Origin of the sequence: Acetobacter papayae JCM 25143 (genome assembly GCF_000613285.1) — a bacterium.
Lineage (GTDB): Bacteria > Pseudomonadota > Alphaproteobacteria > Acetobacterales > Acetobacteraceae > Acetobacter > Acetobacter papayae.
Window position 1 is genome coordinate 1 of sequence record NZ_BAIN01000061.1, and the last position, 13,159, is coordinate 13,159.

12 protein-coding genes and 1 pseudogene are annotated in these 13,159 nt (G+C 60.4%); 4 read left to right on the forward strand and 9 right to left on the reverse strand.

What is annotated here, in order from left to right; translation table 11 throughout:
* The 8 genes and pseudogenes from trbL to JCM25143_RS12055 all read right to left on the reverse strand — a co-directional run.
* Positions 1-925 (reverse strand): P-type conjugative transfer protein TrbL (gene trbL, locus JCM25143_RS12020; RefSeq protein WP_025861357.1); only part of this gene is annotated, 925 nt, incomplete at its 3' end.
* Positions 926-930: 5 nt separating this feature from the next.
* Entirely contained in the window at positions 931-1,704 is a 774-nt protein-coding gene (gene trbJ / locus JCM25143_RS12025) for a P-type conjugative transfer protein TrbJ (protein ID WP_025861358.1), read from the reverse strand.
* Positions 1,701-4,140: pseudogene (trbE, locus tag JCM25143_RS19240) on the reverse strand (conjugal transfer protein TrbE). The gene trbJ and the pseudogene trbE overlap by 4 nt, the downstream one beginning before the upstream one ends.
* 13 nt (positions 4,141-4,153) lie before the next feature.
* Positions 4,154-4,432 (reverse strand): VirB3 family type IV secretion system protein, encoded by a 279-nt coding sequence (locus JCM25143_RS12035; protein WP_025861359.1) that lies wholly within the window; start codon positions 4,430-4,432, stop codon positions 4,154-4,156.
* On the reverse strand, positions 4,432-4,764 hold the full coding sequence (locus JCM25143_RS12040; protein ID WP_025861360.1) for a TrbC/VirB2 family protein: 333 nt from the start codon (positions 4,762-4,764) through the stop codon (positions 4,432-4,434). Before JCM25143_RS12040 ends, JCM25143_RS12035 begins: the two co-directional genes overlap by 1 nt.
* A complete protein-coding gene (trbB, locus tag JCM25143_RS12045; protein ID WP_025861362.1) occupies positions 4,761-5,738 on the reverse strand; it encodes a P-type conjugative transfer ATPase TrbB in 978 nt (325 codons plus the stop codon). Before trbB ends, JCM25143_RS12040 begins: the two co-directional genes overlap by 4 nt.
* A gap of 149 nt (positions 5,739-5,887) precedes the next feature.
* Positions 5,888-6,319 carry a ribbon-helix-helix protein, CopG family gene (locus JCM25143_RS12050; RefSeq protein ID WP_025861363.1) on the reverse strand — a complete coding sequence of 144 codons (432 nt, stop codon included), beginning with the start codon at positions 6,317-6,319 and terminating at the stop codon, positions 5,888-5,890.
* Positions 6,320-6,326: 7 nt separating this feature from the next.
* Positions 6,327-8,327, reverse strand: a complete 2,001-nt coding sequence (locus JCM25143_RS12055) for a conjugal transfer protein TraG (protein ID WP_025861365.1) — start codon at positions 8,325-8,327, stop codon at positions 6,327-6,329.
* 174 nt (positions 8,328-8,501) lie between these two features.
* Between JCM25143_RS12055 and JCM25143_RS12060 the strand changes: the two genes are divergently transcribed.
* The 4 genes from JCM25143_RS12060 to JCM25143_RS12075 all read left to right on the forward strand — a co-directional run bounded on the left by JCM25143_RS12060 (position 8,502) and on the right by JCM25143_RS12075 (position 11,323).
* Positions 8,502-8,771, forward strand: coding sequence for a type II toxin-antitoxin system CcdA family antitoxin (locus tag JCM25143_RS12060; RefSeq protein ID WP_025861366.1), 270 nt, complete (start codon positions 8,502-8,504; stop codon positions 8,769-8,771).
* Between the two features lie 4 nt (positions 8,772-8,775).
* Positions 8,776-9,087 (forward strand): CcdB family protein, encoded by a 312-nt coding sequence (locus tag JCM25143_RS12065; RefSeq protein ID WP_025861367.1) that lies wholly within the window; start codon positions 8,776-8,778, stop codon positions 9,085-9,087.
* 207 nt (positions 9,088-9,294) lie between these two features.
* A complete protein-coding gene (locus JCM25143_RS21610) occupies positions 9,295-10,416 on the forward strand; it encodes an HD domain-containing protein (RefSeq protein WP_159101644.1) in 1,122 nt (373 codons plus the stop codon).
* Complete coding sequence (locus tag JCM25143_RS12075) at positions 10,388-11,323, forward strand: nucleotidyltransferase domain-containing protein (protein ID WP_025861370.1); 936 nt, start codon at positions 10,388-10,390, stop codon at positions 11,321-11,323. Before JCM25143_RS21610 ends, JCM25143_RS12075 begins: the two co-directional genes overlap by 29 nt.
* Before the next feature lie 206 nt (positions 11,324-11,529).
* Here JCM25143_RS12075 and JCM25143_RS12080 read toward each other — a convergent pair.
* Positions 11,530-13,159 (reverse strand): relaxase/mobilization nuclease domain-containing protein (locus tag JCM25143_RS12080; RefSeq protein WP_035371260.1); only part of this gene is annotated, 1,630 nt, incomplete at its 5' end.

Genomic DNA, 13,159 nt, shown 5'->3' on the forward strand with positions numbered 1-13,159 from the left:
CCGTCGCGCCGAGGGCGGCTGCACTACCGGATGCGACAGCCCCGACACCGGCCGTAGCAGCAGCGCCCATGGCACCGACGGCCATACCAGTCCCGACAGCAGCACCCGCCCCAAGCTGTGGCGCGCCGGAGATCAGGCCGTTGGCGATGCTGCCGCCAAAAAAGGACAGACCAACAATTGCAAGCGAGGCCAGCACTACCGAGACAGCCTGGCCGATGGTCGGCACGTCGCTGCCATAAGAGGTTGTGAACTGGGCGAACAGAACCGACGCGATGGCGGAAATGACCGCCAGCACCATGATCTTCACACCCGACGAGACGACATTGCCCAGCACCTTCTCCGCGAGGAAGGCGGTGCGGTTGAACAGGGCGAAGGGGATCAGCACAAAGCCTGCCAGCGTAGTCAGCTTGAACTCGATCAGGGCGACAAAAAGCTGCACGGCGAGAATGAAGAACGCCGCCAGCACGATCAGCCACGACAGGCACAGCACGAAGATCTGAATAAAGTTCGTAAAGAAGGCGACAGGGCCGAGGAGATTGTGAACGGAGTCCAGGAGAGGCTGGGCTGCATCGAACCCGGTCTGGGCCAGTCTGCCGGGCCGCAGGAAGTCTCCGAGCGCCAGACTGCCGCCACCGGCTTTCAGGCCAAGGGCCGCAAAACTGCCAAAGACGGTCTTCGACAGACTGGAAAAATTGCTGATCAGGAAGGAAAAAAAGCCGATATACAGCGTCTTCTTCACCAGCCGCTGGATGATGTCCTCATCCGCCGCCCAGGCCCAGAACAGGCCAGCCAGCGCCATGTCCAGCACCGACAGAGTGCCTGCCAGCGAGATCACATTCCCCTTCACCAGACCGAAGCCGCTGTCGATGGTGGTGGTGAATGTATTCAGGAAGGTGTCGATAACGCCCACATTGCCCATCGCCATGGCGGTCAGTTCCCGCTGCTGCCGAACATCGACACCTTGCCCGGCACATAGGCGTCATGCTGGGAAAAATGCTGATACTGGGCTTCACTTTCTGCTTCTGTCGCGGCATCGCGCGCCTGTTTCAGGGCTGTGGCGCGGCCATTGGCGGCCAGTTCGGCCTGAATGTCGGACAACTGGCGGGATTGCAGGGCCAGAAGCTGATTGCCCGCCTGGGCCGCCTGCAACGCCCCGGTTGACGTCTGACTGGCCGAGACCAGTTGCGTCATGGCGCTGCTGTCGCTCGGGATGTTTCCGACCACGCGGGCCTGCAGTTTCAGGGCGTCCTCAAACCCGCCCACGGAATTCTGCCACCGCGTTTGCGCCTGGCTGAACAGGGCACTGTCCGACATGGAGGAGGAGATCGACGTATAGGCCTGCTGGTATTGCTGCTCGACCGAGGTAACGCTGTAGGCGATGTTCTGCGCCTGTGCGAGGAGTGCCGTGGTCTGGGAAATCGTCGATTGCAGCGTCGACAATGTCGACAGGGGCAGGAGGGCGAGATTCTTCGCCTGATTGAGCAGCATCTGCGCCTGATTGGCGAGAGAGGTGATCTGGTTATCAATCTGCTGCAATTCCCGCGCTGCGATCAGCACGGTCTGGACATGCGCGGCCCCATCGTAGACCGCCCATTGCGCGTGAGCAGGCACGATTGGCGCGATAAACCCCAGGGCAGCTCCAAGGACCGCCACACGTCCGGGACGGAAATATTTTACCCGGATATGGAAAAGTTTTTCCATCATGACACGTCCCCTTCCCGCAGAAGGTCAGCGGCCCACGCAACGCCGCGTGCTTCGAGCCAGGCCGGGAGAAAGCCACCACGTCCGTGTTCCGCCAGCACACTGTCGATCAGCCGGTGATCGTCCTTGCCGGATGCCGCGCACAGCGCCAGGGCAACAGGACCGAGCCCCAGTTCGAACAGGCGATTGCCGCGTTGCGTCTGACAGTAATACTCTCGCTTCGACGCAGCACGGGCGATAATGGCGATCTGCCGGTCATTCAGGCCGAAATCCTGATAGAGCGCCATGATCTGCGGTTCGATCGCCCGCTCGTTCGGCAGGAATATCCGCGTCGGGCAGCTTTCGACCACAGCCGGAGCAATGGGGGAATTGGCAATATCGGACAGGGACTGAGTGGCAAAAATCACCGACGCGTTCTTCTTGCGCAGGGTTTTCAGCCATTCGCGGAGCTGGCCAGCAAAGTCGCCGTCATCGAGAACCAGCCATCCCTCATCAATGACCAGCAGGGTCGGGCGACCATCCAGACGGCCCTCAATGCGGTGGAACAGATAGGACAGCACGGAAGAGGCTGCATCAGAACCGATCAGCCCTCGGTTTCAAACACCACGACATCGGCATCGCCCAGCCGCTCGGCGTCCGCATCCAGCAACCGGCCATAAGGACCACCGAGGCAGTATGGGGCGAGAGCCTGCTTCAGGACGTTGGACTGGAGGAGCGCCACTAGGCCGGAGATCGTGCGTTCATGGTCGGGCGATGAGGCGAGGGAATTCAGGGCCGACCAGAGATGGGACTTCACCTCGGGGTTAAGCGTTATCCCCTCACCCACGAGGATCTGCCCCAGCCACTCACTGGCCCATTTGCGCTCGTCGGGATCGTCAATCTGTGCCAGCGGCTGGAGCGATACACTGCCACCCTGTTCTTCCGATGGATCATCATCGGTCAAACCGCCGCCGAGATCGTGCCAATCTCCTCCCATTGCCATCGTCGCCGCACGCATGGAGCCACCAAAATCGAAGGCAAAAATCTGCGATCCCGCATAGCGGCGGAACTGGAGCGCCATCAGCGCCAGCAGGACAGATTTTCCGGCTCCTGTTGGTCCCGCGATCAGCGTGTGACCCACATCGCCGACATGCAGGGAAAACCGGAACGGTGTGGCACCCGCCGTCCTGCCGTAGAACAGCGGTGCTGCCCTGAAATGCCCGTCTTGCTCCGGCCCGGCCCACACGGCAGATAGGGGGATCATATGCGCCAGATTCAGGGTCGAGACCGGGGGCTGGCGGACATTGGCGTAGACATGGCCGGGAAGAGAGCCGAGCCAGGCTTCCACGGCGTTGAGGCTTTCCGTCATGCAGGTGAAGTCGCGGCCCTGAATGATCTTCTCGACCAGCCGCAATTTTTCGGCGGCAATCGACGCGGAGCCGTCCCACACCGTGACGGTCGCGGTGATGTAAGCCTGCCCGACATCATCGGCGCCCAGTGATTGCAAGGCCAGGTCGGCATCGGCGGCTTTGTTGGCGGCGTCATTGTCCACAAGAACCGAGGCCTCGTTGGTCATGACCTCCCGGACAATGGCTGCGATGCTCTTGCGCTTTGCGAACCACTGCCGACGGATCTTCGTCAGCACCTTCGTCGCATCCGTCTTATCGAGCAGGATGGCACGGGTGGACCACCGATACGGCATGGCCAGCCGGTTCAGGTCGTCCAGAATTCCGGGGAAAGTCCGGCTGGGGAAACCTGTGATCGTCAGGGTTTTCAGAAACGCATCACCGAGCTTCGGTTCCAGGCCGCCCGCGAGCGGCTGGTCGACCAGGAGCGCATCGAGGTGCATCGGAATTTCCGGCACTCTGACGCGCTGATTCCTGGTCGAGATGGTGCTGTGCAGATAGGTCAGCGTCTCGGCGTCATTCAGCCACGCCGCCTCGGGCATGAACCCATCCAGCAGAGCCAGCATCCGGTCGGAGCGATCCACGAAGCATGGAGCATGCCATACGGATCGGGACCATCGCGTTCCCTGCCTTCATACAGAAAACGCTCGGCCCAGCCTGATGATTCCGCAGGGGGCAGCCAGACCAGGGTGAGGAAATACCGGCTCTCGAAATGCGCGCCCTCATCCTCGAACTGTTCGCGCCGTTCGAGATCGACCATCTGGCTGGCCGCATTAGGAAAGTCGCTCTCGGGATAGAGCGTGGCCGGCACGCGCTGGGCCTCCACGAACACCGCCCAGCCGGAGCCAAGCCGACGCAGGGCATTGTTCAGCCGTCCCGTCACACCCACCAGTTCGGCAGGCGTGGCGCTATCGAGATCGGGACCGCGTATCTTTGCTGTGCGCTGGAACGAACCGTCCTTGTTCAGGACGACACCTTTCTCGACCAGCGCCGCCCATGGCAGGAAGTCGGACAGGAGGGCAGCACGGTTGCGATATTCGCCAAGGGACATCATTACCCTGCCCTCCCTATGCCCGCAGCCAGGCGGGATAGCGAAGATGCCGCCGGCCGACTTCCACGAACAGCGGATCGCGCCTAGCGCACCAGACCGCGAGGCTGTGCCCGACGATCCAGAACACGGCCCCGACCAGCCAGAGCCGCAGGCCCAGCGAAATCGCCGCCCCCAGCGTGCCGTTGGCAATCGCGAGTGTCCGGGGTGCCCCGCCCAGCAGGATCGGATCGGTAAGCGAGCGATGCACCGGGACATGAAAACCCGGTACCGCGTCATCGTCATATCCGGCGGCCATCAGATTAGTGCTCCACCGGAGAAGGAGAAGAACGACAAGAAGAAGCTGGACGCGGCAAAAGCGATGGACAGGCCAAAAACGATCTGGATCAGGCGACGGAACCCGCCCGAGGTTTCCCCGAACGCCAGGGTCAGGCCGGTCACGGTGATGATGATCACCGACACGATACGCGCCACCGGTCCCTGCACGGATTCCAGGATCTGGTTGAGCGGTTCCTCCCATGGCATGTCCGACCCAGACGCCAGAGCCGAGGAGCACCATGCGATGGACAGAAGCAGCATGGCGGAAAGGCCAGGCGCGTGGCGACGCACGCGCAACAGCGTGGGGGTCATTGGAAATCTCCATCGATATCAATTGAATGAATACGATAGGCGCCTGTGGTGGGGTCGAGCCCGTCCACGGTGACGAGTTCGGACAACCGGCGGGCATTGCCGCGTCCGGACAGGACAGCGATCACGTCGATGGTTTCCGCGATCAGCGCGCGCGGCACCGTGACGACGATCTCCTGAATGAGCTGCTCCATACGATGCAGGGCGCCGATGGCGGTACCAGCGTGGAGCGTGCCGATCCCGCCGGGATGGCCGGTGCCCCACGCCTTGAGCAGGTCGAGCGCCTCGGGGCCGCGCACCTCGCCGATCGGGATACGGTCGGGGCGCAGACGCAGGGCCGAACGGACCAGTTCGGACAGGGTCACGATGCCGTCGCGGGTGCGGAGCGAGACAAGATTGCGTGCCGCACATTGCAGTTCGCGCGTATCTTCGATCAGCACGACCCGGTCGTCGGTTTTCGCGACCTCGGCCAGCAGGGCATTGACCAACGTGGTCTTGCCGGTCGAGGTGCCGCCTGCAACCAGAATGTTCTTTCGCTCCGCGACGGCCCCACGCAGGAAACGGGCCTGAGCATCGGTCATGATCCCGGCTGCGACATAATCGTCGAGGGTGAACACGGCGACGGCGGGCTTGCGGATGGCGAAACTGGGAGCTGTCACAACGGGCGGCAGCAATCCCTCGAACCGTTCCCCGGTTGGCAGTTCGGCCGACACGCGGGGTGCTGCTTCATGCACTTCCGCCCCGACATGGTGGGCCACCAGACGCACGATGCGCTCCGCATCTGCCGGGGTGACGGTTTCACCCGTATCGGATAACCCTTCGGACAGCCGGTCAATCCACAGCCGCCCATCCGGATTGAGCATCACCTCGACCACGGCAGGATCGGCAAGGTGCCCCGCGATCGCTGCTCCCATCGCTGTACGCAGCATAGAAATCCCACGCTGTCGGACGGCACTTTCAATCGGTGTGACCGCCATGGGAATCCCCCGTCTGCTTGGGTCATCCGGCCTGCCCGGACGACGACGGGGATCATTAGAGAGTGCTGTTTTCTCCCGATTTCAACAGTATTTTCCTGCGGTCGTACAGGATCGTAACAGATGCGGCTTTTACTTGCTGACTGCTGACCTCATAATTCCGATGTGGGAGGCACATCCTCCGGGATCTCCTGCCGGAAGAACGGCCCCCGGCTGAGTCGCCGACCGAGGGCCGCCACGAACGCCTCATACCGTTCCGCCCCTTGTGCCCGTGCCGCAGCGGCCGCTGGTTCCGGCAAGGGCGGACTGACCGTCATCCAATAGCGGATGAACAGAGCCAGCGTCTCAAGGCTGATCCCGAGATCCCGCTCCATGCGGGCGACCTGCCGGTCAAGACGGTCCAGCCTGCGGCTCATCGCCGCCTCCCGCCGTTCATCAGCATCAGGGGACAGGAAGGATGCGATGGCCGCTTCCGCCACCAGGGAGAGGGACAGATCGCGCCGCGCCGCATGAGCGGTCAGGGCGTCCAGCAGCTTCGGTTCCAGATAGACCGACAGTCGTGCCTTCTTGGGGGATGTCCTCATCACGCCCTCACAGCCCGAGATCGTTGCCACGATCGAGCCCGGCCTGCCGGGCAATCCGCGTCAGGTCGGCGCGATCCCGTGCTTCCGGATCCGGTGGTGGTTCCTCGCCAAAGAGGTCGGGCGCTGTGGGCTTCCTGTGCTTGCCGATATCCGCTGGGTCATGCTCGCGCGACCATTTCCGTCCCGTGCCGAGGGATTCATCACTATCGGCATCGCCGGGTTTATCCGGTGCTGCCGGCGACCCCGTCTGCTCCGGTGGCGGGGTGACAGGAGATGGACGGTCACGCCAGTCATCAGGCCGGACCGGCCGTGGCAGTTGCACCGGATCAGGCGGCGGCAGGATACGCTCGACAAAACGGCGATCCCGGAAATACCGTGCCTTCCGTGCTCGGATCGGCGGACAGCCTGCCACCATGACGACCTCATCCCGCGCCGGAAGCTGCATGACTTCGCCCACCGTCATCAGGGGCCGCGCGCTCTCCTGACGCGAGACCATGAGATGCCCGAGCCAGGGCGACAGCCGGTGCCCGGCATAGTTCTTCTGCGACCGAATCTCGGTCGCCACGCCCAGTCCATCGGACACCCGCTTCGCGGTGCGTTCATCGTTCGTGGCGAAACTGACCCTGACGTGACAATTGTCCAGGATGCTGTTGTTCTGGCCGTATGCCTTGTCGATCTGGTTGAGGGATTGCGCGATCAGGAACGCCTTGATCCCATAGCCCGCCATAAAGGCCAGCGCGCTCTCGAAGAAGTCCAGGCGGCCAAGAGCCGGAAACTCGTCGAGCATCAGCAGCAGGCGACGCCGCCCTTCCCGGCCGGATAGATCCTCCGTCAGCCGCCTCCCGATCTGGTTGAGGATCAGGCGGATCAGCGGCTTGGTGCGGCTGATATCCGACGGCGGGATGACGAAATACAGCGAGACAGGCTGTTCACCCTCCAGCAGATCGCCGATCCGCCATTCGCAACGACTGGTCACGGAGGCCACTACGGGATCACGGTAGAGACCGAGGAACGACATGGCGGTGGATAGCACGCCGGAGCGCTCGTTATCCGACTTGTTCAGCAGTTCCCGCGCCGCCGACGCTACGACAGGGTGTGGCCCCGCTGTCCCGAGATGCGGTGTCCGCATCATGGCGGACAGGGTCGCCTCGATCGACCGCTTCGGGTCGGAGAGGAATTTCGCCACCCCGGCGAGTGTCTTGTCGTCCTCAGCATAGAGCACATGCAGGATCGCACCGACCAGCAGGGCATGGGAGGTCTTCTCCCAGTGATTGCGCCGTTCCAGCGAACCCTCGGGATCGACCAGGATGTCGGCGATGTTCTGCACGTCACGGACCTCCGACGCCCCGCGCCGCACCTCCAGCAGCGGGTTATAGGCCGAGGACGCCGGATTGGTGGGGTCGAACAGCAGCACCCGCCCGAAACGGGCACGGAAACCGGCAGTGATCTGCCAGTTCTCGCCCTTGATGTCATGGATGATGGCCGAACCCGGCCAGGTCAGGAGCGTGGGGATCACCATGCCCACGCCCTTGCCGGTGCGCGTCGGCGCGAAAGTCAGGACGTGCTCGGGGCCATCGTGCCGGAGATAGGCCCGGCGGTATTTCCCCAGCACGACGCCGTCCTCGCCCAGCAGCCCGGCCGCGCGGATTTCCGCGTCCTCGGCCCATCGAGCGGAGCCATAGGTCGCGGCCCGCTTCGCCTCGCGGGCACGATGGACGGACAGCGCCACGGCTGCGGCAAAGGCCAGCACCCCGCCCGAACCCGCGATCCAGGCACCGCGCGCGAAGACCGTCGGCGCGTAGGCGTCGAACTCGTACCACCACCAGAAGAACAGTGGTGGGGCATAGACCGGCCAGCGGTGCAGGACCATAAACCACGGTCGACCGAGTTCCGGCTGGAATGCCAGTTCCCAGGCCGTCCATTGTGTCGCCGTCCACCAGGACAGCACGATCATGGACACGACCACGAGCGCCTGCCCCCACTGGATACGTGTTCCCGGCTGGTCCATCGAGTCCTCCCCCGTGTCATGGGAGACAGCGAAGAACCGGGATTTTCCAAGGTGCAAGCATGATCCGGCACCCATCGTACCAGAGCGGGCTGGAGCGAAAAAATACTTGCGCGTTGCGGTCTGACGTCGGCATCCTCATCTCATGCGCACGATATGCGCATAAGGAGTCGGACCATGCCCACCCGCACCAACCTCGGAATTTCCTATGACCGGAACGCACCCCGCCGTCCGGTCAACCTGTCGCTCAACACCGATCTGCTGGCGCAGGTCCGAGAAGTGACGCCCAATCTCTCGGCGACGGTCGAGACCTTGCTGGGCGACTACCTGCAATCCGCACATCAGCAGCACGAGGACGAACAGCGCAAGCTCAACGGCGTGATCGATGCGGTGAACGATCTGCACACGCGACACGGCTTCCTGAGCGACGAATTCTCGACGCTCTGATCCGATGCCGCAATTCGCGATCTACCGGAACCCCGGCCGTAACCGGGAGATTCCGTTCGTGGTCCAGATCCAGAGCAATCGTCTTGAGCGCAGCGTGGGTCGCGTCGTCATGCCGCTCGTCAGACGATCGGGCAGTGCGCCACCGAATCACCAGCTGACGCCGCATCTGCATGTCGAGGGAGAGGACGTCTTCGCCAATCCGTTTGACCTAGCGACTGTTCCCGCTGCACGGCTTGGAACCGCCGTCGGTGTCCTGGCCGAACGCGATCAGGATAAGATCATAAGGGCGCTGGACGAATTGGTCAGCAGGGCATGAGGGAGACGGAGCCTCTGCTCCGACCATCCCATACAGTCGGATGGCAACTAAGATTTCGTCGCATAATCTCGATAGTGAAGCATCTAAATGCCACTGACTTAATCGCTGCACTATGATAGCCTATTGCCTTACAGCCGGGTAGGCTTAGAAAGAATGTGCGAGTCATGATCTACGAACCTTAGGCAGATCAGACAAAGGAATGAATTGGTGAACCTCGACATACCACTTAGCTTCGAGTCATCGACCGAAGTGACGAATGGAGAAAGACCAGAACCCTTTGATTACTTACAATCGGTCCCCACACGCGATACCGTGTCCGATTCATTATTTCATGAACTCGTGTCGACGGCTGCATTCAGGCGCCTTGCAGATATCCGCTTTCTCGGCGGTATAGATTATTTTCTCGTGCGTTATCCCAACGGGGCTCCTGGCAATAGGCGCTACACTCGCCTGCAGCATAGCCTCGGTGTCGCTAAGCTCGCCAAACTCTACGCAGACATTAAAGGACTGTCTCCCAAAGAAGGACGCCTCGCATGGGCTGCAGCGCTTCTCCATGACATTGGCCATGCCCCCCTCTCTCATACCCTTGAAAGTGCCTTTAAACGCTCTTTCGGGATTGACCATCACATCGCTGGAGCCGACATAATCCTCGGACGGTCACCCTACGGTCGCGAGATCATAAACATCCTGTCATCACACGGTCTTGATCCCGAAGAGGTGCTTTCCATAGCTAATGGGCAGAGTGAGCGTTTTGATGGTTTTTTTAATGGTCCCATCAACTTCGATACGATCGAAGGAATATTGAGATCTTGGACTTACGTCAAACCCCATGCAAACGCTCTTAGTCCAGAAAGGGTCGTCCTTGCATCTTATAATCGCTCTACACCCACTGACATGCAGATTGTCGATAGATTCTGGGAATACAAGGATCACGCGTATCGTTTCATCGTGCGGTCTGAATTTGGCGTAGCATCTGACTACCTTTGTGAATCTCTCGTCTTGGACAAGATTTCATGCCTTGATCGAGATGATTATTTTTTAACAGAAAAACAGATATTCAAAAAACTACCTGATCTAAAAATGTTGCTCCTGAAATTCAAATTGCATTCGCGCGCGGCTCGGTCTTCGACACAGGAAATACCCTATAAAGCGCGATTGTTTTCGGTTGATCATCGTTTTGATTTTTACTCACGTGACGATAAATATCGGTATACGCAGCGAAAAGAGAACAGGGTGATGAAGGCGCCCAGTCCTACCACTGCGGACGACCTGCCCTGTCCTTCGATTCCGGATTTTTTTCATGATCTCGACCTACGACAAAACTACTGAAGCATCCGACACTGCTCTTGAGCGTTTGCGTGAATCTCTCAAATCTATCATTCCTCCCGAGGCAATCGCCTTAACTTGCGGGTCGTATGCTCGACGCGAAGCCACTGTCGGGTCAGACTTGGATTTCTATGTCCTCGTCCCAGCTCTCGACGACAGTAGCGAACCTGAATGGTTTACGCGAGCCAAGGACGCAATAACTGAAGTCGTCACAAAGCCGCCATCCGCAGGCGGCGCATTTGAATCTCTTATTCAAATACATGATCTACTCAACAACTTTGGTGGCGACAAGGATACAAATCAAACCATCACAAGAAGAATGCTTTACCTACTTGAAGGCGAATATTTGACCAATGAGACGGAATTCAAGCGTATAAGGCGCAACATTATTGAACGATATGTATCTGAAACGCGAGATGATCGCCATATTGCTCAATATCTCCTAAATGATATCATTCGATATTGGAGAACGATAACCGTAGATTACGCTTTTAAGACCCAGGAGGTCGGCAAGCCATGGGCAATCCGAAATATTAAGCTTGTCTTTTCTCGCAAACTTATTTACGCGAGCGGCCTGTTTAGCGTTGCCATGACTCACAACCGAAATCAGGAAGAAAAAATCGAAACTCTCGAAAGTCTTTTCTCCATACCGCCACTCAAACGCATTGAGTATATTTGCGGCAAGGCAAATACTCAGGAACTTGTAACAAGCTATAATAGGTTTCTCAGTCAAATCGATAACAAGGAAATGCGCAGTCATCTTGAGACAATCTCGAAGGAAAATCGAGACACAGACCAGAAATTTCGTGAACTCAAGGATGAAGGTTATCGTTTTGGAACAGAGCTACTGGCAGCTTTTAACAATACCTTTCCTGCCGATCATCCGATTCATCGGGCGGTCATCTTTTAACCCTCTCGCATCGTGAAGAGTTTTTTTCATGTTACATATACCTTTTTGATATTAGCAGGATTATTCTCTGACCACGAAGTTCCAAATGGTCACGCAGGCGACGTTAACCAGTAGCATGTTCCGAGAGGCGTGAGACGAATGTTGAATGAGCATTTCGTTTGTCACGCCACTCAACAAACGCCCTTACAGAAATCTCGATTTTCCGCTCATAGACCCACCCCCCGCTTGCGCGCGAAAGACCAGTCGATCCCCCCATCGCCGCGCATGATACCCGACACCTCCCGCCCTCGCTGTTTTTCCAGCGAAGGCGACCATGGCACCAGCTCAAAGCCCAGCCCGTCGTCGATCATGGCGAACCGGCCCGACGCCAGGTTGAAACGCTGACGATAGGTGCCGGTAACGGGATCGCCCTCGCCGCTCCGCCGGAACGGCATCTCCGACTTCCCGGCGAGGCTCCGGGCCAGCGTGTCCAGTTCCCGCTGGCGCAGCGTGGCGATCAGGTTCCTGGCATAACGGATGCCGCCGCTGTCACGACTGGCCAGACCCTGCTCCACCACATGATCCGTGCGTTTTTCCATCGCCTCTTTGACATCGGCGCCGAACCCGGTGGACGCCAGAGCAGGAGGCTCCCGCGCGATGGCCTGCCGGTCAAGCCAGGTCGCGCCCGCCGCCGTCACCTGCTGCTCCAGCGTGACGTCCGAGCGCACGGCCAGCGCAGAACGGTTACGGCCCTGTTTATCGGTAAAATATCGCAATTCCACGATGGAACCGGCTGCTCCGTCACCGGCGGCTTCGAGGTGCGGCAGGCGGACATGGTGCGTCCGTCCGTCGATCCCGTCGATGACCGCATAGGCCGTACCGCGCAGCTCGTCATCCAGACCACGATCGACCAGCCGGCCGATAACGGGTTCGGTGGTGCCCTCCCCCGCCAGCACCCAGGAAGATGCGGCGCGGTCGATCTTCTGTTCCGCTAGGCCCCGGTGGATCCTCTTGATGATGTCGTTGCGCTCGCTGACCTCCCGCAGCGTCGCCTCCGCACCTTCGTCCATCCGCCAGCGATCTGGCCCGACCTGGTGCGCCAGCCCCATGGTCTCCAGACGGCGCAGGCGTCCCAGCTTCACTGTCGCGAAGGCGTCCGGTGTTTCGCCCGGCGCGCGCCCGAGATTGATGACGCCATCCTCTCCCGCGTCCTTCTGAAGCTGACGGTCAAGCTGGGTCCAGCGGTCGGCGTTCACCTGCCGCTCGACCGCCTGATGAATATCGCGATCGGTGCGTGGCCCGAGTTCCAGCGTCACCAGATCCTGGGCACGGGCGCGCATCCCCTCGCGAATATAATCCCGCGCGATCACCAGGTCGGAACCGTCCTCCGCGACACCCCGAACGATGACGTGCAAATGGGGGTGTGCGGTGTTCCAGTGATCGACGGCAACCCAGTCGAGTTTCGTGCCGAGATCGGTTTCCATCTGCCCCATCAGATCGCGGGCGAAGGTCCGCAGGTCCGACATCTCCGGCGCGTCCTCGGGCGAGACGATGAAGCGGAAATGGTGGCGGTCGCCATCGCAGCGATCCGCGAAGTCCGAGGCGCGGATGTCGTCACTGTCCTTCCCGAACAGGCGCGCATCCTCTCCGTCCCGCGTTACCCCTTCCCGGCGGAGATAGCGAAGATGCGCCGCCAGTGGTGTCGCGCGCGGGGCATGACGCACGACGCGGGCCTTGATGACAACGCCCCGCGAACGGCTGGTTAGAAGGCGATTAGTAGCATGAGCGGCGGCCCGGCCGCGCCCGAAGATGGACCGCCCACCCGAGCTGATTTTCCCAGCCCGGGACACCCTGCCG

Bases quoted from the DNA above. Each gene is read 5' to 3' on its own strand.
- trbJ (WP_025861358.1), bottom strand. From the start codon at position 1,704: ATGATGGAAAAACTTTTCCATATCCGGGTAAAATATTTCCGTCCCGGA.
- JCM25143_RS12035 (WP_025861359.1), bottom strand. From the start codon at position 4,432: ATGGCCGCCGGATATGACGATGACGCGGTACCGGGTTTTCATGTCCCG.
- JCM25143_RS12040 (WP_025861360.1), bottom strand. From the start codon at position 4,764: ATGACCCCCACGCTGTTGCGCGTGCGTCGCCACGCGCCTGGCCTTTCC.
- trbB (WP_025861362.1), bottom strand. From the start codon at position 5,738: ATGGCGGTCACACCGATTGAAAGTGCCGTCCGACAGCGTGGGATTTCT.
- JCM25143_RS12050 (WP_025861363.1), bottom strand. From the start codon at position 6,319: ATGAGGACATCCCCCAAGAAGGCACGACTGTCGGTCTATCTGGAACCG.
- JCM25143_RS12055 (WP_025861365.1), bottom strand. From the start codon at position 8,327: ATGGACCAGCCGGGAACACGTATCCAGTGGGGGCAGGCGCTCGTGGTC.
- JCM25143_RS12060 (WP_025861366.1), top strand. From the start codon at position 8,502: ATGCCCACCCGCACCAACCTCGGAATTTCCTATGACCGGAACGCACCC.
- JCM25143_RS12065 (WP_025861367.1), top strand. From the start codon at position 8,776: ATGCCGCAATTCGCGATCTACCGGAACCCCGGCCGTAACCGGGAGATT.
- JCM25143_RS12075 (WP_025861370.1), top strand. From the start codon at position 10,388: ATGATCTCGACCTACGACAAAACTACTGAAGCATCCGACACTGCTCTT.